Raw genomic sequence first — 21,651 nt, forward strand, 5'->3', positions numbered from 1 at the left:
GTTAGGGGGTGTAGGGGCGAGTCCGCGGCTTGCGGATCTGCACGTCGTAGATCGACTCGTAACGCCAGATCCCCGTAGGGAGGTCGGCGTACTGGACGGGGCCCGTCGCGGTCGCCCAGTCCGTGGCCCGTCTCGGCGCGGAGTTCAGATCCACGCGGATGATGTGGCCAAGGCGGGGATAGACCTTCTGGTTCAACCAGGCGTTCCGCATGACGACGCGGACGGCCTCGCCGAGAACGGCCGCGTCTTCGTCCCCGTTGGGGTCCGGCGCGAAGGTGTTGACGACGATGCGGGCCGCGTCCGTGAAGCGGGTGTCGCCCTGCCACTCACCCCATGTCGGGTCGCGTCGGACCAGGACGAGAGGGAACGTCTCGTGTGCGTCAACGAGGGACTTCACCCGGACGCCGGGCAGGCCCTCGCGCAGCACCGCGAGAAGGAGATCCTCGACAGGCGACAGCTCCGCCATGGCCTTGATGTGGTCGGGGAGTCCTGCCATCAGTCGAGGTGCACCTTGCCCTTCCGCTTCTTGGGCAGGTTCGCCGCGCGGGCCAGGATGAACAGGCCATCGGATGCCGGCATTACGTCGAGGTAGGTCGAGCCATCCTTGCGCTTGCGCACAACCACGGATTCGGCGCGGCCGTACTCGATGGACAAGGCGGCCTGCTTGCCACGCTCGTCGTCGAGGACCACGTACTTGTCCACGTCGCCGTCCTCAACGTCGATCGACGCGTGCCCCTCTTGGCGGTGCTGGAGAAGCAGGGCCTCGGCTCGCGCGGCCACCTCGAAGCGGGCCTCGTCGAGCGAGTCCTGAACGCCGGGCAGGAGAGCGACGAGCTTCTCAAGCTGTCGCCTCCCCTTCCGGTTGTAGATCTTTGCCATCAGGGCCGCTCCCGGATGTCGATCGACCAGTGCCGCGTGCGGCGCTCGCCGTGGTGGTAAGCGGGCGGCGTCACGATGTCCCACATGCGGCCCTGGTACTCGACGCGGGACCACAAGGTGACGCCCTCGACATGGGCGTCCACGATCATCCGCGTCACGTTGATCTGCTGTTGGCCGGGGACCTCGGCCTTGCCGCTTCGCTGGGGGATGAAGGCGGCCTTGACCGTGACGGGGCTGTCCTCGTCCACGGTGATCACCGTGTTGCCCCGGTTGTCGATGACTTCCTTGGTCCGCCATACGCGGGCCGTCTGGCCGCGCCTGCGCTGAACGCTCACCAGGGGCTCACCGCGTCACCGAAGAGGGGGAAGGTGTCGCCGCCGTAGTCCACCGGCACGTGTCCGCCGGCATCACGATGGGGGAGCTTCGTGCCCCACGACGAGACGGCCACGCTGGAGATGCCGCGCTTGCGCCCGGCGAGTTCCTCCAGGAGCCGGATCTCCTCGCGGGTGAAGTAGACGGTCCCGGCGTCACGACCGTGGGCGTCCGACCATGCGAGCGTCTCGTCCCCGGCCCGGCTCTGCGTGTAGCCGTTGGGGTTGCGCAGGTACCGCGCTGCTGACTTCAGCACCAGCGTGCGCACAAGGCGCGGCGCCGACTCCTCGGGCCACTCGCGGCCGTAGGTGGCGGCCATGTCGGACGCGTCTTCCAAGGCCCCGGCTGCGATGCGCAGCTCGTCGGGGTCGAGGTCCCAGTCGAGGCGGCCCTTCAGCTCGTCGAGGGTTGCGTAAGCCAAGCCCCGACCTCCTTTCCGAACGGCCGGGGGGCCGCGCTCCCGGTCTGCCCCAGGTCACGCGGCCCCCCGTTCACGATCAGGCGTTGGCCGGGTCGGTCTCAGCCTTCATGCCGGTCGGGGTCCACACCTTCGCGTCCGAGACGCCGGTGATCGTGGCCAGCTCGGACGAGGCCGCCGGGTAGTTGGACGCGCCGTCGAGGGTGAGCTTGATGCCCCGGACGAAGTGCTCGCCGGTCGAGACGATCTCCTTCTCGTTGACCGCGTCCCAGCCGACCAGGACATCGGTCACGGAGCGGAAGCCCGCGTAGGTGTTCACGACCGAGCGGTCCTGCATGTAAAGCGGGTCGTAGTCGCGGACCCACCGCAGGGCGATGGACTCGAACGAGGTGGTCGCGCCGTAGGGAACGGACTGCGGGACGCTCGGCGCACCGGACAGGAAGATGAACGCCGAGGACGCGAAGGCGTACGCGGCATCCGCAGGGATGGTCTGGTCGACGACGATGCGGAAGCCGAAACGCTCACCGATGGTGGCGGTGCGGAGCGCGGTCTCGGCCTCGCTGTCGCCGACGTTCTGCGCGAGGTTGAGCTTGTCGTCGTTCAGGAGCGCAGACTCGAACTCCGTGCCGACCAGTAGGTAACGGCCCTCCTTCGGCGCGTGGAAGGCGTTCAGGACCCGGCGGGCCTCGATCAGCGCGCCGCGCAGGTTCGCGGCCGTGTTGCCGATGACGGCGTTGTACGTCTGGCCGGTCAGAAGGTTGACGGCCCGGCGCTGGAGACCGCGAGCGACCGCCTTGGACTGCGGACGCAGGAGCTTCGACCAGTTGTCGATGTCGAAGTCGTTCTGCTCGTCGGTGAGCTTGACAGCCGAGTAGACGTTCCCGCCGAAGGTGACAGCGATGGTCCGCTCGCTGTACTCGTCGAAGACGATCGGCGAGGTTCGGTCGTTCCTCCACCCGTAGTCGTGGAACGGGAGGATTCCCTCGACCTTCATCGAGATCGTGTCGTTCTCGGCGCCCTTGAACTGGTCAACGCCCTGCTTCTGGAACAGGTTCGGGATGACGAGTTCCTGCTCCAGCATGCCGACTGCGGCATTGACGAGCTTCTGCGGCTTGACTACCTGGTGCTGAGGGGTGGGCAAGGGAGCTACCTCCGGGGGCATGAAGAAACCCCCGGCCGAGTCAGCACGGGGGTTGAGTAAGGGGGGTCATCGGGGGCGCTAGAAGCGCCGTGAACGCCGCGCGAGCTTGCGCGGGTCCATCTCGCCGTCGTCCTCGTCGTCGGACGGCGTGAGGCCGCCTCCCAGGGCGGGAGGAGCGGCAGGGGTGACGAGTGCCTGAAGGGCCTTCGCGTCGGCTTCCAGCTCCTCGGGAGTGGTGCCGCGCAGGCGTCCGGCCAGCTCCTCGGGAAGGTCGTACTTCCGGGCCACGGACGCGACGACGAGCGAGTGCTCCAGATCCGCGTTCTTCTGCTTCACGTCGGCGAGGGCGGCCTCGAACTCCTCCGGGCTCTTGGCCCCGGAGAGCTTCGTCTCGGCGTCTCGCAGTCGAGTGCGGTAACCGGCCGCCTCGTTGCGGACCTTGGCCAGCTCCTTGCGGGCCCACGGGGGAAGCTGGTCTTCCTCGTTGGTGGACTCGCCGCCGGCACCAGCCTTGTCGTCCGGCTTCTGCTCGTCGTCCGGCTTCTGCTCGGGCGGAGTCTCGCCGGGCGGGTTCTCGCCGCTCATGTCCTCGGGCTTCTCTTCGGGCACTTCACGCCTCCGGGGTCGTGTCAGTGGACTGCCGCGCCTCCAGGGCTGCGGCTCTCTGCTTCTTGCGGATGAACCGGCGCCAGACGCTCACCGCGGCCTTGCCGGAATGGCCCTTCGTGACCTCTGGCCACAGAGCCTCGTACTGCCGCGAGAGCGCGGTCAGTTCGCTCGACTGGTACTGATCCCGGCTCCAGACCGGCATCGCGTAGCAGTGGCAGTTGTCGTGATAGCGGTCGCCGTCGTTGAACGTGGCGGACTCGCGGCTCTTGTAGACCGGCCCCCGGCTGATCAACATGGCGCACCAGCCGCACGGGGTGCCCGTGCGCGAAAGACGCACGTAGCCCAGGGCCCGCCGGTCGCGGGTCATGTGCGTCCAGTTCGATGACCGGCCGCCGTTCATCGCGATGCGCGATGCGGCTGCGGCCTGCTGTGCGCCTGCCTGCCGGTGAGACTCGTCCGGGTCGGCGTCTTCAAGGGACATGCGCCGGTCGAGGTTCGCGGTACCGAGGGCTTCCAGCGCGATCCGAAGTTCCTCTTCGGCCTGGCGCTCGACGCGCTCCTCTTCCTCGCGAAGCCCTTCCAGCTCCTCGACGAGAATCCGTTCCCAGTCCTCGTCGTCGTCCTGGTCCTCGTCCTCGTCCTGGCCGTCGTCGTTGGTGCCGGCGACCTCGAGAATTTCTTCGTCGTCGAGGTCGTCCCCAGGGGTGCTACCGGGCGCCTGGCCCGGCGTCTCCTCTGCGTTGTCCTCGGCGGGTCGGGCGGGCGAGGCTTCCCCGTCAGCGACGGTCGCGGCCTCGCCCCCCTGCTCTGAAGGCGGCGTGTAGGTGCCCGCCAGTTCGGCGAACTCCCGCCGCAGGTCGGCCAGAGTCACGTACGACGGTTCAGGGTGGTACGGGTCCGCGACGGTCCGGCCCGTCTGAAGTGCTCGGGCGAGCCGGTAGTAGGCGCGGGCCAGATCGCGGGACTGTCGGCGTCTGCCCATGACGAGCGTGATCGCCTTACGGAGCCAGCCGCCAGCCGTGGCCGCACGCCGCTCGACCGGCACATCCGCCCACAAGGCGAGGGCCTCAGCTGTGGTCTGTGCGCCGATCTGCGTCAGTGCGACGTGGAAGGCGGCCGAGACTTCATCGGTCTCGGCCTGCCTCGTCGCCTTGCTCATGCCGCCACCGCGACGGAATCCGCGGTGACCGGTTCAGGCGTAGCGCGCGTGAGCGCGGAAGCGAGCTGCCCCACCGAGTCTTCGTCCTCGGCGAGTTCGTCCCACTCGTCCAGCTCGGTTTGCGTGACGTTCGGGACGCGCTTCCACAAGCCCTTGGCCGGGATGCCGAGCTGCTCGCGCAGCTTGCCCAGTGCGTCAGCGGCCTGCGCCAACGAGCGCTGTTCCATGTCGCGCCAGATCACTTCGCCCTTGAAGTCGTCCTCGCCGCCCGCGCCTTCCAGCTCGGCGGCCAAACGGAAGACCCTCTCCCAGGCTTCTCCGAATGCCGTACGGAACTCCTGAATCTTGCGGCTGAGCGCCGTCTCGGCGGCCTGCAAGGCTTCGGCCGAGAGGTTGGCGATCTGTCCAAGTAGGTGATGCGGGGGCACCTGCGCAACGGCGCTGAGGTGCCGGATGCTCATGTCGATCGAGTCGATGAACCCGCCGAGCGGAGTCTCGTCCAGCGACCCGAAACGAACATCCGGGTCTTCCGCGAAAAGGAAGCGCTTGGCGTTGTGGTTGATCGGCAGGGGGATCGGGTTGCCCTGCTCGTCGTAGACGACCTCGCCCGTCTCCGGGTCGCGCTGGACCGGCGGGGCCATGCCCGTCACGGTCCTGACCTTCGTGCTTCCGTACGACTGCGCGAGCAAGAGATCGAAGATCGTCTGGTTGATCCGGTTCTGCAACGGGATCATCGGCTCGACCACGCCGACCGTGCGGCCTTCCAGGTCGACCGACGCAGCGAAGCGGGTCACGGGGCATTCGCTCGCGCCGTGGCGCTTGCCCTTGCCCACGCGGACGCCCTCGGCGTCGTCGAGTGCCTTGAAGGTGACCGCGTACTCGAAGCGGCCGTCCCACATGCGGGCGGTGCCGGCGGACTCGCCCGAGGGCCAGGCCGTCACGGTCAGCGCCGCATACGGGGTGTCGTCGTTCGCGGGGTCCTCGTACAGGGCGGCCGTCCGCAGCGCGGACAGGCCCTTCGTCAGGACTACGCCCTTGACGCGCTCGGTCAGCGTGAACGAGTGCCCGTACGTCAGCGCGCCCTTGTAGACGGCCGACTGCCGGGCGTCGAGGCGGGACCGCTGCCAGTGCTCCCACTGGGGGGACGCCTGGTTGGTTGCCGATCCCGTCGAGTCCTCGTCGCCCGACCGGTAGCCGTCCACGTAGAGAGCCTGCGCCGGGGTGTTCACCAGGAGCGGCGTCCAGTTCGACACGGCCCGCTTCGCGAGAAGCCGGTACTCGTCGTCAGCCATGGCGGGCATGTACGGGTCGTCATGCCTGCCGTGGAGATAGTTGTCGATCCGGGTCAGCCGGTCTTTGTCCCGGCCAAGGATGGCGAGGAGCTGCACCGCCAGTGAGGCGGGCGTGGGTTCGGCCATGGTTCACCACCCTTGGGTCTCATGTTTACAGCGCTACAGGAAGAACCCTCGGCCGGTCCGCTTGCGGACCTTCTTGCCTCGGGCGCGGAGGTCGAACAGGGCCTCGTGCGCGAGCATGAGAGCCGCGTACGCGTCGACCTTCTTGGGCGACTCGCGGCCTTCCTTGCCGAAGCTCACGCCGTAGTTGTTCGTTCGGCGCCGCGCGTTCAGCACGTGCCGGCGGAGCTTGCGGTCGCCGTCGTGGGCGAGCTTGCGGTCGAAGATCGAGCGCATGAGGCGCTCGTTCGCGAGGGTCGACGCCTTCAGGCTGGTACGCATGTCCCAGCCGATCGCGTCCTTGCCGGGCGCCTTCACGGCCAGGCCCTCGCCGTACAGCTCGGACCACTCGGAGATGTAGGACTCCCAGAGCGCCACGTCCGCGTACATGCCCTGCACCTCGAACAGGCGGAAGGCGTCGTGCACGGCCGAGTCGACCTGTGCGCGGGGCACTTCCCAGTCCTTACCGGCCGGGCCGTCCGGCTTCTCCCACAGGCCGAGCACGAAGGCGCACATGTCCTTGACGCGCACGGCCACCAGGGCTGTGCTGTCGTCGCGGAGGCCGCCATCAAACCCGATCGTGATCTCGTCGCCGGGCTGGAGCTGCTTGTCGTCGTCCCTGAGAACGTCCCACTCGGCCGGGCCGAAGAGGGCGTCCTCGCTCGCAACGATCTGATTCAGCCACATACGCCGCGAGCGGCTCGGCGCGATCGTCGTGTCGAGGATCGACTGAAGGATCGTCTCGACGCGCAGCCAGACCGCGTCACCCCGGATCTTCGGCAGGACGATGCGAATCGCCTCGGGCGTCAGGGGTGTTGCGGGGTGGGCCTCGATCGAGTCGTACATGAAGCCGATGTCGGCCGCGCGGCCTTCGAGGATCTTCTCGAATGCCTCGCGCATCTTCTCGGCCACGGAGTCTTCGCCGGGAAGGTAAGCGTTCGTGATCGCCAGATACCGCGAGTCCTTCTTCGTCGCGTTACCGTCGATCGTCTCGTACATGCGGTCGCCGTTGTTGCCGGTCACCCAGTGGTGCGTTTCGTTCAGCACGGTGAAGGTGACTCGGCCGCCTTCGAGGGCGCGGAACGAGCTGGTGACCGCTTCGAGTCGCTGCCGGCCGCCGTTCGCACGGATCAGCTCGGCGCCCGCCTTGATGCCGTACGTCTCGATGAGCTTGTCGCTCATGAGGCTCGGCATCAGGGTCATGGTGTTGCGGGTCTGGTCGCGCGAGACGGCCGCGATCTGCACCCACGCCTGCGGGTGGGGCACGCCGACCGGCTGCCCGTCAGGGCCCCAGTGCGAGAAGCGGCTCGGGCCGACGAACTCGACGAGGCTGATCACGGCGAGAAGCGGGTCCTTGCCGTAATCCCCAGCCCTTGAGGCGCTGAAGGACTCCCTTGCGGTAGATGAAGCGGCCGGTGTCGTCGACCGCGTACCACCACAAGACGAAGCGGAGCTGCTCGCGCGTGAAGCGCCAGGGCCCGCTGTCCTCGGCCTTCAGGTACTCGGCGCACCATCCGGCGATCTGCCACCCGAGCGTGTGCTCGGGGAGCTTCCAGGAGCCGTCAGGCTCGCGGAGCCAGGTGGGGCCGAGGAAGGAGGGTTCGAGGGCGTCGATCTCTTCTGCGGTGAGGGCTGGAATGGGACTCACCTCCCCTCGGCGTTCGGGCCGACAGGGAGGGACTCACTCGGCGAGTCCGAGATCCTTCTTGTAGTCGGCAATGGCGAGCACGGCCGCGGACTGCTCCTCGGGCTCGGGCTCATGCAGTTCGATGCGCACACGGCGCCGGTCGCCCTCGGCGACGAGGAGTCGCTCGAAGGCGCTGTAGATGGTCTGGAGCATCTGACCCGACCGCTTCCCTGACTTCTTGTAGAAGGAGAGGTCTTCGCAGAGGGAGTACGCGAGGGCCCAGTCGGACGCCTGGTAGAAGTCGGCCTGCCCGGACTCCTTCAGGGAGTCCCACAGGCGCTTCGCGATCGGATGCCAGGAGCGGTCGCCGTTCGGGACCTTCGTAGGCCGGGCGAGGCCGCGCGTCACCGACTGCACGTCTCCGCCCTTGCGCTCACGCGGGCGGGCGAGATCGGCCTCGCGGTTCGGTACAGGGCCGGGCATGTCGTCACCCCCCCCGTGCGGATGCGATCAAGAAGATCAGTAGCTAGGAAAGAACTATGGGAAAACGGGAGCGACGGAGGCGGAAGGAGCGGAGGGGGCCGCTCATCTTCATCAGTCACGCCACGGCCGACTCGGACAAGCCGTTGGTCGAAGCTCTATGTGCCTTCATGAAAGCCGCAGGACTGGGCTCCGGAGACTACTTTTGCAGCTCACAGACACCGTACTGGTTCACTCCGGGCAAGAATGACGCATCGCAGATATACGGTCTTCTGGACCAGACGGCAGTGTTCTTGCAGCTCACGACAAAGGTGTTCTTGGAGCGGCCTAATTGCCTGCTGGAAGTGGGCTACGCGATCAGTCGCCGTCGACGCGATCAAGCCGATCGGCTCGCCAGCCGCCTCCAGATGCTCCCGGTAGTGGTGCCACCTGTGGACTTTGAGCCCATTAATATGATGAGGCTCGGTACAGCGATCTCGTTGGACGGCGACGCGAAAAACGTGAACCTATTCGCGGCTCAGTTGCGAAAGCTACTTGAACAGAGCGGTCACCCGATACACGATGATTCGTGGACCGCCGCCACCGGGCAATTCGTGAACGATGGTTGGCCCAAGGCTCTGTCGGAGTACCGCAAGAGTTTTGATGACAAGGCCACTTAGATCGTCCCGCCCGTCAGGAAGTGGGCGGAGAGCCAGGCCAGGAACGCGACCAGGACGAAGCGCCGCAGCCGGGTTGTCCGGTCGGGCACGGTGCCCTTCGCGGTGTGGAACCACTTCCAGACGTGCTCGGACAAGGTGTCGCCCGGCTGCTTGCGGTAGAGGGCGACGCCCTCGATTACACAGAAGGCAGCGATCCAGGCGACCCACGCGGCAGTGAACACGGCCACCCCCTTAGAGAAGCCCCGGATGGGACTCCGTCCGCTTGAAGCGCTTGTCGATCCGGCGCCGCCGTGCGGCGAGTGCGAGGGCTCCCTCGCGAGAGGACTTGGCCTGGTGATGAAACCCGCAGAGTGCTCGTAGGTTGGTCTCTCGATGGTCATCACCAGGCACGATGTGATCTACGTCCGTGGCCGGTTCCTCGCAGCGCTGCCCGTACTGATCGCGGGCCGTGCAGCGGTTCCCGTCCCTGCGAAGGACGCGAAGTCGGATCTTCGGCCAATCCGCCGGCAACCTCTCGCGCCGGTCGGATGAAGCCCAGTTCGGCATCAGACCCCCAGATCGAGGAGTGCCGCGTACGCGGTCGTCGCCTGCTGCACGACGACGCCGTTACCGAGGATCTGGAGCTGTTGTCCGCGCGTCAGGCCGGGGACGCCGGTCACGTGGCCGAGGGGGAGGCCCATGAGCCACTCAACCCACTCGACGGTTACACGGGGTCCGCCCTTGCGGCCCGGCTCGGTAGGCGGGGGAGCGGCGCGGCCGGTCACTTCCTCCCACTGCCGGATGGCGGGGAGGTACTCACCCCACCAGTGGGCGGGAGACTGCGGCCCGTCCACCGCGGCTTCCGGCTCGCGGCCTTCCCGGATCGCGTCCGAGTAGGGGAGGAGGTAGCACGCCTCGTCGTCGAGCGTGGGGCCGTGACCACCAGCTCGACGTTCGTCAGGGTGACGGGCGCCGCCGTTACTGCCCAGGTTCGCGGTCGGCGTCTTCAGGGGTCGCGATACAGAACCAGCGGTCACGGAGGTGAGGGGCTTGAGCTGCGGTAGCTCGTACGCACACCCATCGCGCGCTGTACCCGATCTCGGCCAGGTCAGCGAGGACGACTTCGAGCCCGCGCGTCCGGATGTTCGAGACGTTTTCCAAGAAGACGAGCTTCGGTCGTATGACGCGAATTGCGTCAACGACATTGACCCAGACTCCAGAACGAGAGCCTCGAATTCCAACCCGGTTCCCCGCAATCGAGATGTCCTGGCAGGGGAAGCCTGCGGTGATTACTTCGACCAGGCCGACAAGCTCGGTCCAGTCGATTTCGCGGATGTCGCCGAGGTTCGGAGCGTCCGGATACCTTTCGGCGAGGACTGCACTCGGGCCTGGTGCGGTCTCGGCGACGTACGCCACACGACCGCTGACCAGGGGAGCTACAGCCATACCCAGCCCGCCGTAACCGGCGCAGAGTTCGAGGATCTCCAAGAAGACCCCCTCGCGTGCGAAGTACGTGAATACGTGCGTACGTACTTCGTCTTCATCAGGTGGCCCCTGCGGGGCCAAGCCTGCAATTCGCGAACGCGCGAATTACGCAAGGCGTCTTCATGCAGGCGAGCCCCGTCAGGGGCTCAAGCCTTGCGACTTACGTACTTACACTTATAAGTCGCTAGTTGATCTTGGTTCCGGAAAGACGAACGTACGTGACCTCGGTCACACTTCGGCGGCGCCCGAAGGGCGACGGCGGAGAAGTGCAGCGGCGAAGGAGTGATGCCGCCCGGAGGGCGGACAGCGTGAAGGCGACGAGCGGCTGTGGCGGCCTGTCGGCCGCCCCTTCGTGAAGACGCGAAGACGTACTTCAGTCAGGCGAGCGCCGCTATCGTGGCCGCATGAGCGACGACCTGCGCAGCGTGCCGATGAACCTAGACGTGCTGATCAACACGGAGAACGGCGAGGCCCTTTTCTCGGCTCACTCCGTCGCCCAGATGATCCGGAACATCGCTGACGCGCACCGCGAGCGCCCGCTGAGCGCTGACGACATGGAGCGCGTCGCGGAGGCGCTCGACATGGAGATCCTCTCGGCCGTTGTGACGCACCGAGAGAAGCAGGGCGGGGAGTCCCAGGCATGAGCACCTTCACGTACGAGCTTCGAGTGCCGGCGGCAGCCAACGCCGAGGAGGGGTGGGAGAAGCCTGCCGACAAGGGCGCGATGACCACCTGGGGCGGCACTGCTCATGACCTCGGGCGCCTGGTCCTCAAGGGCTGGCGCGAGAAGACCCCCGAGAAGTACCAGGGGCTTCCTGCCATCGTCGAGGTGCACAGCGACGACGGGCGCCACGCGGTGATCGACGACCCGACGCCGGTTCACGGGCCGACGCTCGCCCTTGAGTGCGCGATCGAGGAGGCGCAGGTCGCTGACCTTGCCCAGGACGTGAAGCGCCAGGAGCTTGCCGAGGCGATGCGGGACGCGAGGGAGTTCGACGGTCTGACCCCTCGGAATATCGAGCACCGCGTGCGCTTCGTCCTGATGCCGAACGAGGCGCGGAAGATCCTCGGCGACGACAAGGGCTGATCTGCCGCAGCCTCATTCCTGTGCGGTGCCGGCGGACGCTCTGCAGGGCGGTCATTCCGCCTCTGATCTGCGCGAATGTGCGGCGCGGGCGGGAGGCCGCAGGGCTCTCGTCGACCCTGGAACCGTGGCAGAATCCGAGCTGCTAAGACGTGGCGGCCGGGAAAGACGCCGAGCCGGGGTCATACCCCCACCCCTCCGCCCACGGCTGGTCGAATCGGACGCACGTCGACCAGGCCGGCCGTTTGGGTGTGAATCGGACATTGAAGCACCAGGCCGGCCGTCTAGGGGCGCAAACGGACACACTTGCCCACATGCGTGCATCGAGCGCATGTCATTTCGCATAGGCACGTCAGTGCACAGCGGCGCACACACAGGGCAGAGAGCACACAAGGGCACAGGCCAGGGCAAGGCAGGGCACACAGCGCACACCAGGCCAGAGCGGGCAGGTGCGCACGCGCGTATAGAGGCTAAGGACTGCGGCACCCCAGGGGAGCGGCGAGAAACGGGGGTTGTGGTGCGGCCGGTCGGTCGTGTTAAGGTGTGACCACACCACGACGAACGGCCCGGCAACGGGACGGACGGAATGGCACGCAGGACCGGGAAACCGCAGCTCACGCAAGGGGGTTGCGGAACGGACCGGGAAACGTGTTAAGGTGTGACCACACCACCGAACGGGCCGCAAGGTTCGGGAGGGAAGCGACCGGCCAACGGTCCGGGCGGTAGGACAATGGGAGTGCCTACCGCTGACCAGGCCAAACGCGAAACTCCACTCCGAGAGTGTGGTAAAGTTGAGACCACGCCGAACCAGCCCGGTTCGGCGAAACAAAGCGGCTGGTGTAAATTTGAGACCAGCCAAGCTCGAAGGGTAAGGCCACATGGAGTACGTGTTCAGCGACGCCGACCGCGAGTACGGCAAACGGGTCGGGGTCAAGAAGTCGGACGGCGACTTCAGGTGCTACCAGTGCATCGACTTCGCCTTCTACGAGGCGGAGGTGTCCGAGCGGGACGCCGAGGAGCGGTGCTCCTACTGCGGGGGGTTCGTCTTCATCACCCCGCAGATGATCGCCCAGATGGAGGCCCCGAAGCAGGCCCGGCCGGTCAACCTCTCGAAGCCCGACGTGCAGCGGTTCGACCTGCTGTCCATCGCCTTCCACCTGCGGATGCGACTGGACGAGGTGTCGTACGCCTACGACAAGGCGCGTCAGCGGATCGCGGATCTGGAGGAACAGCTCGCCGACCGTGAGGACGCCGGTTTCGTCGAGACCGTCGACTACTAGACCCCCGTGTAAACATTGACCCGGCCGCCCCTTCCCACACAGGGAGAGGGCAGGGGCGGCCCCTCTCTCGAATGCGAGGACACATGTCTACGATCGTCGCCCCGTCCGCTGCCCGCTGGTACCTGATGCTGATCGTCGAGGACGCCGAAGGCGAGACGACGTACATCGACCACTACCTCGACGACGAACCCGACGACGTGTGGGAGTTCATCCCCGAGGGCTGGGACCTGCTCGAAGACGAGTCCCGAGAGATCATCCGAGGCGCGCATGACTGCGAGTGCTGCGGGATGCACATCATGAACGCCCACGAGTGCGAGTCCTGTCGCAACGAGGACTGCGACCCGGCCAACTCGTGGCACTGCTTCACCGGCTACTGCGACGGCTCCGGGTGCACCTTCGAGGGCGAGTGCGAGCCGAACCACGAGGTCCGGGTCTGGCGTGAGAACGGCGACCTGGTGGGCCTCTGGGAGGTCGAAGCGCAGGCGACCGGCCGAGTCCTGGTGACCCAGCGCGAGGGATACGAGCGCGACGCGGAGTCCCGCTTCACCTCCCTGTGGTCGGCCTGGCAGTACGCCCAGGGCTGCGCCGAGATGCACGCGGCCGAACTCCGCCGCGAGTGCGCCGAGTCCGGCTACTGCGAGGGCGACGACTGCGGCGTGATGCACGAGCACGGGATCTCTGTGCAGGAGGTCACCTCGAACAGCGACCTCCGCCGAGCCTGACCCCTCGACTGCCGTCCCTCCCTGACCTCCCCCTCTCGGGGAGGGGCGGCCCCCAACACGCAAAGGCGAAACGCCCCTCGGGGCGTCAGCGGGAGGCGGTACCTCCCCTCTGACGATGCCAGCCAGCGTCGACCCCCAACACACGAACGTGAGGACACATGGACCCCCAGGTCGAATCCGCGGTGAAGGCTGCCGCCGGCACCCTGCTCTCGCACAGCGCGCACTACTGCCTCGCCCTCGGCTACGACCGCCAAGAGTTCCGGCTCATGGCCCGCAAGTACGAGAACAGGGGCCTGGCGCACATGGCCAAGGAGTACCACCAGCGAGCCGATCACGCGGCCGGACTGCACCACGCCGTCTCGTGGCGGTTCATGGACGACGCCGAGCTGATCGAAACCCACTGGGAAGCGCTCCTGGGAGCGGTGGTCCGCCGCGAGGCGTACGAGCTGGTCGAGTACGACCGGGCCCGAAAGCTCCTGGAAGGCGACTCCGACGACGAGGTGTACCGCGACATCTGGGTCTGGGAGCGGGACCGCGCCGAGAAGAACGCGGCGAAGTTCGCCGAGCTGAAGACCGCACTCACCGCCGTACGCGACGCCGTGCGCGCCGCGACCGTCTGACCCCTCCCCCCCTCGGGCCTCCCTGCACACAGGGAGAGCGGGGAGGCCCACCCTTCACGAAAGCGAGCCACATCATGATCAAGCCCGACGACCAGATCGCCTTCTTCGCCCCCGACTGCGGCGCAATCTCTCTCCTCCTCCGGATCGGTGACGTGGTGATCGCAGGGTTCTTCGAGCCCTTGGAGGTCAGCCCCCGCGAGCAGGTGGTCATGAACTTCGACCTGCCGACGTACGAGGAGCGCGAGGCGGCAGCGAAGGCCCACATCGACGGGGCGGCCATCGGCCACATCCTCGACGGCTGGGAGCTGCTCGCCGCCTGACCTCACCGGATGCAAAGGCGAAACGCCCTGTAGTCCCTTGCGCCCCCGGTTCGGGCGCAACGGGAGGGCGTCAGTGGGAGGCGGTACCTCCCCTCTGACGATGCCAGCCCGCATCGAACCCCCGAAAGGTTCCGACATGGCTACCCCCATGCCTGAAGACGGCAAGCTCGCCAAGATCCGCGCTCTCCTCGCGAAGGCGGAGGACTCGGCCACCACGCCGGAAGAGGCCGAGGTGTACTTCGGCAAGGCCGCCGAGCTGATGGCGAAGTACGGGATCGAGCGCGCGATGCTCGCCGCCACCGACCCGAACGCCGACCGGCCTGGCGACCGCGTGATCACCGTCGAGGGCAGCTACACCACCGACCGCCTGTACCTCCTCGGCTACGTGGCCGACGCTCTCCACTGCACCAGCATCAAGAGGCGCGTTGGTCGAGGCCGGACCGAGGTCCACATCTTCGGGTACGAGTCCGACCTCGACCGGGTGGAGCTGCTGTTCACCTCGCTCCTGCTCCAAATGTTCAACGGCATGCGCCAGGGCCGCCCCGCGCGTGGGGAAAGCCTGGTCACCTACCGGAAGGCGTGGGCCGCCGGGTTCATCGTCCGCATCGACGAGCGCCTCCGGGAGATCGAGGCCCGCGCCCAGCAGGAAGCCCCGGCAGCCGCTTCCGGCCGTTCCACAGAGCTGGTCCTCGCGGACCGCAAGGCCGTGGTCGAGGCCCGCTTCGCGGCGGCCTACCCGAACGCCGTCACGCCTACGGGCTCCGCGCGTCGTCGCGGAAGCGGCCTCGACGCGGGACGGGAGGCGGCCAACCGTGCCGACCTCGGCCAGACCCGCGTCGGTCAGCGACGCCGCGCGCTGAGCGCCTGACACACCTTCACCGGCCGCCCCCTGCACACAGGGAGAGCGGGGGGCGGCCCCCGATCAGCCCAGAGAGGCAGACATGTTCCCCACCATCGAACAGCCCGAGTCGATCGGTCTCGACCGGATCAAGGAATCCGCCCGCGAAGTCCTCGCGATCGCCCGAGAGGTCGAGAAGGGACGGGAGGGCCACGACCCCGGCACCCAGGAGTCGTACACCCTGCTGAACCTCGCCCAGACGGCGGCCCGGCTCGTCTACGCCCTGCCGGTCGAGATGCTCCCCGAGGAGGAGTGGCGCTACGTCAGCCCGAGCGAGTACGCGGCCGTAGGCGAGCTGTTGGAGATCCTCGCGAGCCTCTCGAAGGACTGACCCCCACCCCACGCAAGAGGCCGCCTCTCCCCACAGGGAGAGGGGAGGGGCGGCCCTACCGAAAGGCTACAACCCCGATGGACTCGATCCGCTGCGGTGAATGCGGCGCCCGCTACGGCCTTCGGCCGGATGGCCTCTTCCAGTGCGACGGCCGCCAGGCCCACGAACTCGCCCCCCGCGACATCAGCCTCGACGGCTCCGACGTGTGGGCGGTCAACGTCGCCGGCACTCTCGTGATCGTCGCCGACCCTGCCGTCACCGCCGAGTGGGCACGCGAGGCCCTCGACGCCTACTTCGAGGACGAGCCCGGCTCCTGGTGCGAGCACGACTCGCTGCGCTCCTTCCTCGAAGCGGTCGACGAACTCCTCTACGCGGCCCGTGCGGGCCTCCGCTTCCCCGACCACTCCTGACCGAAGGACTGCAACATGACCACCCAGCCCTACCGCACCCCCTACCGCACGAAGTCCGTGGTCGGTGAGGACTACGCCGCCGAGAAGGCGCAGATCGAGTCGGACATGCGCGAGGCGCAGTCCCTCCCCATCGACGTGTACCTCCGCTTCCTCGGCAACTACGGCCGAATCCTCCGGATCATGGCCGACGCCTACAGCTCCCACGAAGTCGCGTTCGGAATCCTCCAGCGTCACTGCGACGCCGTGCTCGACGAGATCGCCGACGAGGCCGACTCGGACGAGGCCGCCTGATGACCACCATCACCAAGCACCACATCGTCCCCGGCCGAAACGACGAGTACCGCTTTGCCCTCCACTACGACACGTGGAGCACCTTGATCGCCTTGTGGGTCACGGAATTCCCCGGCATCCAGGCAGGTCACGCCGTTTACCGCTGGCGCTGCCCCGAGAACTGGGCCGAGTTCACCGTCTTCGCCTTCTACACCTGGCGCGACGACCCCGCAACCGGAGCCCGAGCCGGGGAAACGATCGACTCCTTCCTGATCAAGGAAGACCCCCTTTGCACGTGCTGTGAGCACTTCGACGAGGACGAAGCCGAGTAACTCGGCCCCCCTCAACTCCCCGAAAGGCAAGGACACATGACCGCCGGACCGTTCCTCTCCTCCTTCCTGCCCGACAACAAGCGAAACCGCGACTCCCTCGCCGCCGTATGGCCGCGCGTGCTCGAACTCGGCTACGCCCTCCGAGCTACTCCGGTCGACGAGCCGGAAGGCTGCACCCGCACCCGATGCGCGGGCGTCCACCAGGGCTACCCCGGCAGCGAGCACCGATGGGCCCTGCGCTGCCTCCTCTGCGCCGTCGACATCGAGCCCTACCCCAGCCACATGCGAGAGCGCACGGGCAAGAACCCCGCCCCGCCCCGCCGGCACAAGGGCTGCAAGTTCTCCGGGCCCAGTCGCGCCCAGGCCCGCGCCGCCCGCTACATCGAACTTGGCCTCGCCCTCCCCGACTGGGACAAGGACGCTCGCGCCGCCGTCGCGGCCCTCGCTGCCTGACCCACCCACTCACGGGCCGCCCCTGCACACAGGGAGAGCCGGGGCGGCCCACCCCCGACGCCTCGAAGGAGACTCACATGTCCGACGTTCTCGCCACCACCGAAGACGGCCGCTTCCGCGTGCGCCTGGTCCACGACGAGCACGCCGAGAACCCCCGCCACGACGCGGAGACACTCGCCCACGTCATCACCATCGACACCCACGGCGGGCAGTACCACCCCGTCGACATGGACGGCGGCCCGCTCGCCGAGATGTGGGAGCGCCTGAAGTGGAACCGCTGGACTGGCATCGACATCTTCACCCGCTACGTCTCGATCTTCCACGGCGGAATCGTGCTGGAGTCCTCCCCGACCGGCGGCCCCCGCTCCCTCTGGTACATGACCGGCGAAGAGGCGGTCGCCCTCGACGCCGGACTCCTGACCGAGGGCTACATCGAAGCCGAAATGGAGGAGTACGAGGCGTGGGCCTCGGGCGACGTGTGGGGGTTCGTGGTCGAGGAGCGCGCCGACTGGACCCGCGACGACGACGAGGACGAGCACATGCAGACGTGGGAGCACGTCGACTCCTGCTTCGGCTTCTACGGCCGCACCTATGCCCGCTCCCAGGCCCGCGAGGCCCTCGACTTCTACGCCGCCCGCAACGCCGTTCAGGCCGCCTGATCACCCCAGAGAGGAACCCGACATGAAGCCCTACACCGACCGCATGACCCTCTCGGACGGCGCCACGGTCCGAGTCCGCATCGAGCGCGGCATCACCGGAGACGCGGTCTTCCACGAGCAGAACACGAACAACCCCCGCGGGGGCGGCCGGATCTTCTGGAGCGGCGAAGGTCTCTACCTGATGTTCGGCGACGAGCTGCTCCGCATGCAGAACTCCCGCTACGAATCCGCCGGCACCGTGGCCGAGGGCGCCGAGAAGGCCCTCGCGTTCTTCACCGAGTGCGCCGAGAGCTGCATCCGCCACGCCCGAGGCGAGGGCATCCCCGTCTCGCAGTGCTACGGCGACTGACCACCCCCCGCACGACCCACCATCACGGCCGCCCCCGTCCACACAGGGAGAGGGCAGGGGCGGCCCCCTCGCGAGAGAGCAGAGACACCATGAACGAGAACGCGACCTTCGAGTACGCCGGGCACGTCGGCCTGTCCTTCGGGACCGTCTACTTCGAGCGCCTGGCCGAGGAGCCCAACGACAAGCCGTGGGCGACCACCGACCGGCCGTGGGTGACCGCCTACCGGGTGACCGGTCCCCGAATCCGCGGGACGGTCCGGATCACGCCGAAGTACGACGAGCCGCTCGTCACCTGGCACACGAACGGAGCCAACGAGAACGCGTGGGAGTTCCTCCCGTCCGGCTTCTATGTCGGGTACGGCCGGGCCCACTACGTCGACTGCGAGGGCGACCTCGAAGTCTGGGGGTCGACCCTGGCCGAAGGCGTGCACGTCTACACGAAGCGCGAGATGGATTGGAACTTCTCCGTGCGCCGCAGGGAGGGCGGCATCGACGACTACCCGGCGCCGAGGGGCACCCGCGACAAGACGCGCGAGCTGATCCAGGCCCTCGTCAAAGTCCACCAGGAGGACGCCGCCCTCGTCCACGCGAAGGCCGCCGCGCTCGCCCGCGAGCTGCGCGCCAAGCGCACGGCCAAGCTCCGGGACGAGTACCGGGAGGTCGACCGGATGCTCCGCGAACTCCAGGGCCGCCACGCCGAGCTTCAGATGCGCCGCAGCCTCATGGAAGGCGAGTGGTCCTTCGCAACCGCCATCGAGGACGCCGCCCCGAAGTCCAAGCCGACGTGGACACTTGGCGCTCCCGTCCCTGCGTTCGGCGCCCCGGCTGCTGAGTGAAGCACCACCTGCGCAAGCGCCCCGAAGGCCGCCTTCAGTGCACCCGATGCCGGGCGGCCTTCACGGGGCAGGACACCGCTGACCGCTCCCGCTTCAACTGCCCTGGCCGCCCGCTCGTTCACGGATTCCTCAGCCGCCGCGAGCACATCGTCTATCCGACGTGGGCCAAGGACCGGCGCTGTGAAGCCTGGGGTTGCCCCGACCCCGACCCCTCCCACAACTGGCACGGGCCCGACCCCTACTGCGACGAGTCCACATGCGGGATCTGCCTGCACGACTGCGACTGCGACGTATGCGAGGGCAGCGTCACCGCCCCTGGCCTGTACCGACTGATCGACAGCCGCGAAGGCTGACCGGAACGAAAGAGAGACAGACAGATGACCGCTCCCCTGATAGGTCTTGCCGGCGCCGCACGCTCGGGCAAGGACACCGCAGCTCAGGCCCTCCTCGACATGGGCTGGACCCGCCGAGCCTTCGCGGACAAGGTGCGCGAGGTGCTGTACGCCCTCGACCCCGTACTGATCGAGCCCGAGTACAAGGAGGGGGCCACCACCCTGCGGTACGAGGTCGACAGCTACGGCTGGGAGGACGTGAAGGACATGTATCCCGTCGTGCGGGGCTACCAACAGCGACTCGGCACCGAGGGCGGCCGGAAGGTTCTCGGCGAGGACGTGTGGGTCGATGCCCTGTTCCACGACTTCGAGTCCTGGGACACCCCGACCGTCATCACCGACGTGCGCTTCCCCAACGAGGCGGAAGCGATCCGCGACCGTGGCGGCCTGGTCATCGCCATCGAGCGCCCCGGCCAGACGCTCATCCGCGAGGCGGACCACGTCAGCGAGAACGCCCTCGCCGGGTACCTCTTCGACGACGTGATCCGCAACGACGGGCCCGTGGCCCAGCTTCACGACCGTGTGATGCAGCTCATCCCGCTCACCATGTAAACATGAGACCGGGGTGTTAAGGTTGATCCATGCGACTGACCCCCCGGAAGGAAGAGGTCGAGGCGGTCAAGGCGCTCCTGGAGGACCCCACCTTCGAGAGCGCCGACCAGATGGCGAAAGCCCTGATCAAGGAGATCGCCTCGATCCTCCAAATGCGCGACCTGATCGCCCTCGTTCACACATGGGCGGACGGTCACCGCGGCCTGAACTTCGGTCCGTTCGGCAGCGAAGCGGAGATCAAGACCTTCGCCTCGAAGATGGCGTTCGGAGGCACAGGCCGCCTCGTCCAACTCCACAGCCCCGGAGTGATGTTGGCCAACGTGGACGGCAAGAAGGGGTGGAAGGGCTACTGCTTCCACCCCGAATGCGGACACGCACCCTTCACCCACTCCGCAGCAAGCGCCGGCAGAGGCGCCTGCCAACTCCCCACCTGCCCGTGCGACAAGTTCCGGGCGAAGTGAACCCAGAACGGATACCCCCATGACCGACGCACTCCGCGCCCCGCAGATGACCGAAGCCGAGATCGCCGAGCTGCGAACCCTCCGCGAGGGATACCACGTCACCGACGCCTTCCTCGTACGCCTCGCCACCCACTACGTACAGGCCGAGATCGACGGCGTACTCAACCCCGCCCGTCACCTCGCCGACTACCTCGGAGTCCAGCGTCAGACCGTCCTCACCTACATGCGCATGGCCCAACGCAAGGGCCTCGTCGCAAAGCCCCGCCCGTAACCAGCCCGAAGGAGAACCCCCATGAAGACCGTCGACTTCCACACCTGCGACTGCTCCGACAAGCGCGCCTTCCCCGACAAGCGCTCCGCCGAGAAGGCCCTCGGCCGGGCCCAGGCCAAGCGCGACCGACAGGCCCAAACGATCCGGGGGCGCGGCCCCATCAGCCGCGAGAACCGCGCCTATGAGTGCGAGTTCGGCATGTGGCACCTGACCAAGCAGTCCCGCCGCTCCTACGAGGAGCACACCGCCCACCACGCCGCCTGACTGTAAACATGAGACCGAAGGAATCTGCCGTGACCCCCCTCAACCTCCGCTCCGACATGACCGTGCAGCTCGTCGACCACAACGTCTCGGACAAGGCCGTCGTGCGAGCCGCCCGCGTCTCCACGGTCGGCCAGACCCACAAGTCCTTCCTCGGCAAGCCCGGCGAGGACACGGACCGCGACGCGGGCCTGATCGGCTACCTCATGCGCGAGCGGCACGGCAGCCCCTTCGAACACGGCGGCTTGACCCTGTTCGTCGAGGCTCCGATCTTCGTCTTCCGCGAGTGGCAGCGCCACCGCATCGCCTCGTACAACGAGGAGTCTGCCCGCTACCGCGAGCTTCGGCCCTCCTTCTACCTCCCGGCCGCCGAGCGCAACCTCGTCCAGGTGGGCAAGGCGGGCGCCTACCGCTTCGAGCCCGGCACCGCCGAACAGCTCGCCATCGTGGATGTCTCTCTCCTCGCCGCCTACGAGGCCGCCTACGAGGCGTACGAGCGAATGCTGTCTGCCGGCGTCGCCCGCGAGATCGCCCGCGCCGCCCTGCCGGTCGGCATCTACAGCTCGATGTACGTCACCATGAACCCTCGCGGCCTGATGAACTTCCTCAGCCTCCGTACCCACCGCGAGGACGCCGCCTTCGTCTCCCACCCTCAGCGCGAGATCGAGATGTGCGCCGAGAAGGCCGAGGCGATCTTCGCCGACCTCATGCCGGTCACTCATGCCGCCTTCGAGGCGAACGGGAGGGTCGCCCCTTGATGACGAAGGAGGAGTGGCTCAAGCGCGAGTTGGCCAAGGCGCCGGTACGCGACGAGGCCCATAAGCAGTACGTCATGAAGGTCTGGGGGCTGCGGCCCGCCAAGAGAGAAGCCCCTCTCCCCGCGTAGGG

The 21,651-nt window shown here is 67.5% G+C and carries 36 protein-coding genes and 1 other RNA gene; 23 read left to right on the top strand and 14 right to left on the bottom strand.

The genetic code is table 11. The annotated features are described in order from the left end of the window. Position 1 precedes the first annotated feature (1 nt). The 11 genes from KUM38_RS12315 to KUM38_RS12360 form a co-directional block, all read right to left on the bottom strand. Positions 2 to 496 carry a hypothetical protein gene (locus tag KUM38_RS12315; RefSeq protein ID WP_217129371.1) on the bottom strand — a complete coding sequence of 165 codons (495 nt, stop codon included), beginning with the start codon at positions 494 to 496 and terminating at the stop codon, positions 2 to 4. Continuing rightward, on the bottom strand, positions 496 to 879 hold the full coding sequence (locus KUM38_RS12320; RefSeq protein WP_254397062.1) for a DUF5403 family protein: 384 nt from the start codon (positions 877 to 879) through the stop codon (positions 496 to 498). The genes KUM38_RS12315 and KUM38_RS12320 overlap by 1 nt, the downstream gene beginning before the upstream one ends. After that, the gene (locus KUM38_RS12325) at positions 879 to 1,214 is read right to left on the bottom strand and encodes a phage head-tail adapter protein (protein ID WP_308408958.1); all 336 of its coding nucleotides are present in this window, start codon (positions 1,212 to 1,214) and stop codon (positions 879 to 881) included. Before KUM38_RS12325 ends, KUM38_RS12320 begins: the two co-directional genes overlap by 1 nt. Next, positions 1,211 to 1,672 carry a hypothetical protein gene (locus tag KUM38_RS12330; RefSeq protein ID WP_217129373.1) on the bottom strand — a complete coding sequence of 154 codons (462 nt, stop codon included), beginning with the start codon at positions 1,670 to 1,672 and terminating at the stop codon, positions 1,211 to 1,213. Before KUM38_RS12330 ends, KUM38_RS12325 begins: the two co-directional genes overlap by 4 nt. A 76-nt stretch (positions 1,673 to 1,748) precedes the next feature. Continuing rightward, complete coding sequence (locus KUM38_RS12335; protein WP_217129374.1) at positions 1,749 to 2,810, bottom strand: hypothetical protein; 1,062 nt, start codon at positions 2,808 to 2,810, stop codon at positions 1,749 to 1,751. Between the two features lie 78 nt (positions 2,811 to 2,888). Next, positions 2,889 to 3,419 (bottom strand): hypothetical protein, encoded by a 531-nt coding sequence (locus tag KUM38_RS12340; RefSeq protein ID WP_217129375.1) that lies wholly within the window; start codon positions 3,417 to 3,419, stop codon positions 2,889 to 2,891. Position 3,420: 1 nt separating this feature from the next. Then, positions 3,421 to 4,578, bottom strand: coding sequence for a hypothetical protein (locus tag KUM38_RS12345; protein WP_217129376.1), 1,158 nt, complete (start codon positions 4,576 to 4,578; stop codon positions 3,421 to 3,423). After that, positions 4,575 to 5,996 (bottom strand): phage portal protein, encoded by a 1,422-nt coding sequence (locus tag KUM38_RS12350; RefSeq protein WP_217129377.1) that lies wholly within the window; start codon positions 5,994 to 5,996, stop codon positions 4,575 to 4,577. Before KUM38_RS12350 ends, KUM38_RS12345 begins: the two co-directional genes overlap by 4 nt. Positions 5,997 to 6,029: 33 nt before the next feature. Continuing rightward, a complete protein-coding gene (locus KUM38_RS12355) occupies positions 6,030 to 7,370 on the bottom strand; it encodes a terminase (RefSeq protein WP_254397063.1) in 1,341 nt (446 codons plus the stop codon). After that, positions 7,315 to 7,680, bottom strand: a complete 366-nt coding sequence (locus tag KUM38_RS41810) for a hypothetical protein (RefSeq protein WP_254397064.1) — start codon at positions 7,678 to 7,680, stop codon at positions 7,315 to 7,317. The genes KUM38_RS12355 and KUM38_RS41810 overlap by 56 nt, the downstream gene beginning before the upstream one ends. A gap of 33 nt (positions 7,681 to 7,713) precedes the next feature. Continuing rightward, a complete protein-coding gene (locus KUM38_RS12360) occupies positions 7,714 to 8,142 on the bottom strand; it encodes a hypothetical protein (protein WP_217129378.1) in 429 nt (142 codons plus the stop codon). 167 nt (positions 8,143 to 8,309) lie between these two features. Between KUM38_RS12360 and KUM38_RS12365 the strand changes: the two genes are divergently transcribed. Next, positions 8,310 to 8,798 carry a hypothetical protein gene (locus KUM38_RS12365; RefSeq protein ID WP_217129379.1) on the top strand — a complete coding sequence of 163 codons (489 nt, stop codon included), beginning with the start codon at positions 8,310 to 8,312 and terminating at the stop codon, positions 8,796 to 8,798. Here the strand turns inward: KUM38_RS12365 and KUM38_RS12370 are convergent. The 3 genes from KUM38_RS12370 to KUM38_RS12380 form a co-directional block, all read right to left on the bottom strand. Continuing rightward, positions 8,795 to 9,019 (bottom strand): hypothetical protein, encoded by a 225-nt coding sequence (locus tag KUM38_RS12370; protein WP_217129380.1) that lies wholly within the window; start codon positions 9,017 to 9,019, stop codon positions 8,795 to 8,797. The genes KUM38_RS12365 and KUM38_RS12370 overlap by 4 nt on opposite strands. Before the next feature lie 324 nt (positions 9,020 to 9,343). Further along, the gene (locus KUM38_RS42890; RefSeq protein ID WP_302181205.1) at positions 9,344 to 9,478 is read right to left on the bottom strand and encodes a hypothetical protein; all 135 of its coding nucleotides are present in this window, start codon (positions 9,476 to 9,478) and stop codon (positions 9,344 to 9,346) included. Positions 9,479 to 9,755: 277 nt separating this feature from the next. Beyond that, positions 9,756 to 10,265 (bottom strand): DNA cytosine methyltransferase, encoded by a 510-nt coding sequence (locus KUM38_RS12380; protein ID WP_217129382.1) that lies wholly within the window; start codon positions 10,263 to 10,265, stop codon positions 9,756 to 9,758. 401 nt (positions 10,266 to 10,666) lie between these two features. Between KUM38_RS12380 and KUM38_RS12385 the strand changes: the two genes are divergently transcribed. The 22 genes from KUM38_RS12385 to KUM38_RS42895 all read left to right on the top strand — a co-directional run bounded on the left by KUM38_RS12385 (position 10,667) and on the right by KUM38_RS42895 (position 21,649). Then, entirely contained in the window at positions 10,667 to 10,906 is a 240-nt protein-coding gene (locus KUM38_RS12385) for a hypothetical protein (RefSeq protein ID WP_217129383.1), read from the top strand. After that, positions 10,903 to 11,349: a hypothetical protein gene (locus KUM38_RS12390; RefSeq protein WP_217129384.1), complete on the top strand. Its 447-nt coding sequence runs from the start codon at positions 10,903 to 10,905 to the stop codon at positions 11,347 to 11,349. The genes KUM38_RS12385 and KUM38_RS12390 overlap by 4 nt, the downstream gene beginning before the upstream one ends. A gap of 875 nt (positions 11,350 to 12,224) precedes the next feature. Beyond that, entirely contained in the window at positions 12,225 to 12,626 is a 402-nt protein-coding gene (locus KUM38_RS12395; protein WP_217129385.1) for a hypothetical protein, read from the top strand. A gap of 83 nt (positions 12,627 to 12,709) precedes the next feature. Then, complete coding sequence (locus tag KUM38_RS12400) at positions 12,710 to 13,348, top strand: hypothetical protein (RefSeq protein WP_217129386.1); 639 nt, start codon at positions 12,710 to 12,712, stop codon at positions 13,346 to 13,348. Positions 13,349 to 13,411: 63 nt separating this feature from the next. Next, an RNA gene (locus KUM38_RS12405) (hammerhead ribozyme type II) lies at positions 13,412 to 13,476 on the top strand. Positions 13,477 to 13,506: 30 nt separating this feature from the next. Beyond that, entirely contained in the window at positions 13,507 to 13,968 is a 462-nt protein-coding gene (locus KUM38_RS12410) for a hypothetical protein (RefSeq protein WP_217129387.1), read from the top strand. Positions 13,969 to 14,042: 74 nt separating this feature from the next. Next, positions 14,043 to 14,288, top strand: coding sequence for a hypothetical protein (locus tag KUM38_RS12415; RefSeq protein WP_217129388.1), 246 nt, complete (start codon positions 14,043 to 14,045; stop codon positions 14,286 to 14,288). 136 nt (positions 14,289 to 14,424) lie between these two features. Then, complete coding sequence (locus KUM38_RS12420) at positions 14,425 to 15,156, top strand: DUF2786 domain-containing protein (RefSeq protein ID WP_217129389.1); 732 nt, start codon at positions 14,425 to 14,427, stop codon at positions 15,154 to 15,156. 73 nt (positions 15,157 to 15,229) lie between these two features. Further along, positions 15,230 to 15,517 (top strand): hypothetical protein, encoded by a 288-nt coding sequence (locus KUM38_RS12425; protein ID WP_217129390.1) that lies wholly within the window; start codon positions 15,230 to 15,232, stop codon positions 15,515 to 15,517. Between the two features lie 77 nt (positions 15,518 to 15,594). Then, on the top strand, positions 15,595 to 15,927 hold the full coding sequence (locus tag KUM38_RS12430) for a hypothetical protein (protein ID WP_217129391.1): 333 nt from the start codon (positions 15,595 to 15,597) through the stop codon (positions 15,925 to 15,927). Between the two features lie 15 nt (positions 15,928 to 15,942). Beyond that, entirely contained in the window at positions 15,943 to 16,218 is a 276-nt protein-coding gene (locus KUM38_RS12435; RefSeq protein ID WP_217129392.1) for a hypothetical protein, read from the top strand. Beyond that, positions 16,218 to 16,529: a hypothetical protein gene (locus KUM38_RS12440; protein ID WP_217129393.1), complete on the top strand. Its 312-nt coding sequence runs from the start codon at positions 16,218 to 16,220 to the stop codon at positions 16,527 to 16,529. Before KUM38_RS12435 ends, KUM38_RS12440 begins: the two co-directional genes overlap by 1 nt. 36 nt (positions 16,530 to 16,565) lie before the next feature. Beyond that, entirely contained in the window at positions 16,566 to 16,982 is a 417-nt protein-coding gene (locus tag KUM38_RS12445) for a hypothetical protein (RefSeq protein WP_217129394.1), read from the top strand. A gap of 77 nt (positions 16,983 to 17,059) precedes the next feature. After that, the gene (locus KUM38_RS12450; protein ID WP_217129395.1) at positions 17,060 to 17,641 is read left to right on the top strand and encodes a hypothetical protein; all 582 of its coding nucleotides are present in this window, start codon (positions 17,060 to 17,062) and stop codon (positions 17,639 to 17,641) included. A gap of 22 nt (positions 17,642 to 17,663) precedes the next feature. After that, the gene (locus tag KUM38_RS12455; protein ID WP_217129396.1) at positions 17,664 to 17,990 is read left to right on the top strand and encodes a hypothetical protein; all 327 of its coding nucleotides are present in this window, start codon (positions 17,664 to 17,666) and stop codon (positions 17,988 to 17,990) included. 89 nt (positions 17,991 to 18,079) lie between these two features. Beyond that, entirely contained in the window at positions 18,080 to 18,826 is a 747-nt protein-coding gene (locus tag KUM38_RS12460) for a hypothetical protein (protein WP_217129397.1), read from the top strand. Between the two features lie 377 nt (positions 18,827 to 19,203). After that, positions 19,204 to 19,770, top strand: coding sequence for a hypothetical protein (locus KUM38_RS12465; RefSeq protein ID WP_217129398.1), 567 nt, complete (start codon positions 19,204 to 19,206; stop codon positions 19,768 to 19,770). Positions 19,771 to 19,799: 29 nt separating this feature from the next. After that, a complete protein-coding gene (locus KUM38_RS12470; protein ID WP_217129399.1) occupies positions 19,800 to 20,231 on the top strand; it encodes a hypothetical protein in 432 nt (143 codons plus the stop codon). A 19-nt stretch (positions 20,232 to 20,250) separates the two neighbouring features. Beyond that, positions 20,251 to 20,502 (top strand): hypothetical protein, encoded by a 252-nt coding sequence (locus KUM38_RS12475; RefSeq protein WP_217129400.1) that lies wholly within the window; start codon positions 20,251 to 20,253, stop codon positions 20,500 to 20,502. Between the two features lie 21 nt (positions 20,503 to 20,523). Further along, the gene (locus KUM38_RS12480) at positions 20,524 to 20,766 is read left to right on the top strand and encodes a hypothetical protein (RefSeq protein WP_217129401.1); all 243 of its coding nucleotides are present in this window, start codon (positions 20,524 to 20,526) and stop codon (positions 20,764 to 20,766) included. Between the two features lie 8 nt (positions 20,767 to 20,774). Beyond that, on the top strand, positions 20,775 to 21,521 hold the full coding sequence (gene thyX, locus KUM38_RS12485) for an FAD-dependent thymidylate synthase (protein WP_217129402.1): 747 nt from the start codon (positions 20,775 to 20,777) through the stop codon (positions 21,519 to 21,521). Further along, positions 21,518 to 21,649: a hypothetical protein gene (locus KUM38_RS42895; RefSeq protein ID WP_302181206.1), complete on the top strand. Its 132-nt coding sequence runs from the start codon at positions 21,518 to 21,520 to the stop codon at positions 21,647 to 21,649. Before thyX ends, KUM38_RS42895 begins: the two co-directional genes overlap by 4 nt. Positions 21,650 to 21,651: the final 2 nt, after the last annotated feature.

Source organism: Streptomyces sp. AC558_RSS880, assembly GCF_019049255.1.
Lineage (GTDB): Bacteria > Actinomycetota > Actinomycetes > Streptomycetales > Streptomycetaceae > Streptomyces.

What these genes read in the sequence shown, in the direction of transcription:
- KUM38_RS12395 (WP_217129385.1), top strand. Translation starts at nt 12,225, where the DNA reads ATGGAGTACGTGTTCAGCGACGCCGACCGCGAGTACGGCAAACGGGTC.
- KUM38_RS12420 (WP_217129389.1), top strand. Translation starts at nt 14,425, where the DNA reads ATGGCTACCCCCATGCCTGAAGACGGCAAGCTCGCCAAGATCCGCGCT.
- KUM38_RS12345 (WP_217129376.1), bottom strand. Translation starts at nt 4,578, where the DNA reads ATGAGCAAGGCGACGAGGCAGGCCGAGACCGATGAAGTCTCGGCCGCC.
- KUM38_RS12460 (WP_217129397.1), top strand. Translation starts at nt 18,080, where the DNA reads ATGAACGAGAACGCGACCTTCGAGTACGCCGGGCACGTCGGCCTGTCC.
- KUM38_RS12365 (WP_217129379.1), top strand. Translation starts at nt 8,310, where the DNA reads ATGAAAGCCGCAGGACTGGGCTCCGGAGACTACTTTTGCAGCTCACAG.
- KUM38_RS42890 (WP_302181205.1), bottom strand. Translation starts at nt 9,478, where the DNA reads ATGGGCCTCCCCCTCGGCCACGTGACCGGCGTCCCCGGCCTGACGCGC.
- KUM38_RS12475 (WP_217129400.1), top strand. Translation starts at nt 20,251, where the DNA reads ATGACCGACGCACTCCGCGCCCCGCAGATGACCGAAGCCGAGATCGCC.
- KUM38_RS12450 (WP_217129395.1), top strand. Translation starts at nt 17,060, where the DNA reads ATGTCCGACGTTCTCGCCACCACCGAAGACGGCCGCTTCCGCGTGCGC.
- KUM38_RS12440 (WP_217129393.1), top strand. Translation starts at nt 16,218, where the DNA reads ATGACCACCATCACCAAGCACCACATCGTCCCCGGCCGAAACGACGAG.
- KUM38_RS12425 (WP_217129390.1), top strand. Translation starts at nt 15,230, where the DNA reads ATGTTCCCCACCATCGAACAGCCCGAGTCGATCGGTCTCGACCGGATC.
- KUM38_RS12360 (WP_217129378.1), bottom strand. Translation starts at nt 8,142, where the DNA reads ATGCCCGGCCCTGTACCGAACCGCGAGGCCGATCTCGCCCGCCCGCGT.
- KUM38_RS12465 (WP_217129398.1), top strand. Translation starts at nt 19,204, where the DNA reads ATGACCGCTCCCCTGATAGGTCTTGCCGGCGCCGCACGCTCGGGCAAG.
- KUM38_RS12480 (WP_217129401.1), top strand. Translation starts at nt 20,524, where the DNA reads ATGAAGACCGTCGACTTCCACACCTGCGACTGCTCCGACAAGCGCGCC.
- KUM38_RS12400 (WP_217129386.1), top strand. Translation starts at nt 12,710, where the DNA reads ATGTCTACGATCGTCGCCCCGTCCGCTGCCCGCTGGTACCTGATGCTG.
- KUM38_RS12320 (WP_254397062.1), bottom strand. Translation starts at nt 879, where the DNA reads ATGGCAAAGATCTACAACCGGAAGGGGAGGCGACAGCTTGAGAAGCTC.
- thyX (WP_217129402.1), top strand. Translation starts at nt 20,775, where the DNA reads ATGAGACCGAAGGAATCTGCCGTGACCCCCCTCAACCTCCGCTCCGAC.
- KUM38_RS12415 (WP_217129388.1), top strand. Translation starts at nt 14,043, where the DNA reads ATGATCAAGCCCGACGACCAGATCGCCTTCTTCGCCCCCGACTGCGGC.
- KUM38_RS12445 (WP_217129394.1), top strand. Translation starts at nt 16,566, where the DNA reads ATGACCGCCGGACCGTTCCTCTCCTCCTTCCTGCCCGACAACAAGCGA.
- KUM38_RS12350 (WP_217129377.1), bottom strand. Translation starts at nt 5,996, where the DNA reads ATGGCCGAACCCACGCCCGCCTCACTGGCGGTGCAGCTCCTCGCCATC.
- KUM38_RS12430 (WP_217129391.1), top strand. Translation starts at nt 15,595, where the DNA reads ATGGACTCGATCCGCTGCGGTGAATGCGGCGCCCGCTACGGCCTTCGG.
- KUM38_RS12435 (WP_217129392.1), top strand. Translation starts at nt 15,943, where the DNA reads ATGACCACCCAGCCCTACCGCACCCCCTACCGCACGAAGTCCGTGGTC.
- KUM38_RS12470 (WP_217129399.1), top strand. Translation starts at nt 19,800, where the DNA reads ATGCGACTGACCCCCCGGAAGGAAGAGGTCGAGGCGGTCAAGGCGCTC.
- KUM38_RS12410 (WP_217129387.1), top strand. Translation starts at nt 13,507, where the DNA reads ATGGACCCCCAGGTCGAATCCGCGGTGAAGGCTGCCGCCGGCACCCTG.
- KUM38_RS12315 (WP_217129371.1), bottom strand. Translation starts at nt 496, where the DNA reads ATGGCAGGACTCCCCGACCACATCAAGGCCATGGCGGAGCTGTCGCCT.
- KUM38_RS12385 (WP_217129383.1), top strand. Translation starts at nt 10,667, where the DNA reads ATGAGCGACGACCTGCGCAGCGTGCCGATGAACCTAGACGTGCTGATC.
- KUM38_RS12390 (WP_217129384.1), top strand. Translation starts at nt 10,903, where the DNA reads ATGAGCACCTTCACGTACGAGCTTCGAGTGCCGGCGGCAGCCAACGCC.
- KUM38_RS12455 (WP_217129396.1), top strand. Translation starts at nt 17,664, where the DNA reads ATGAAGCCCTACACCGACCGCATGACCCTCTCGGACGGCGCCACGGTC.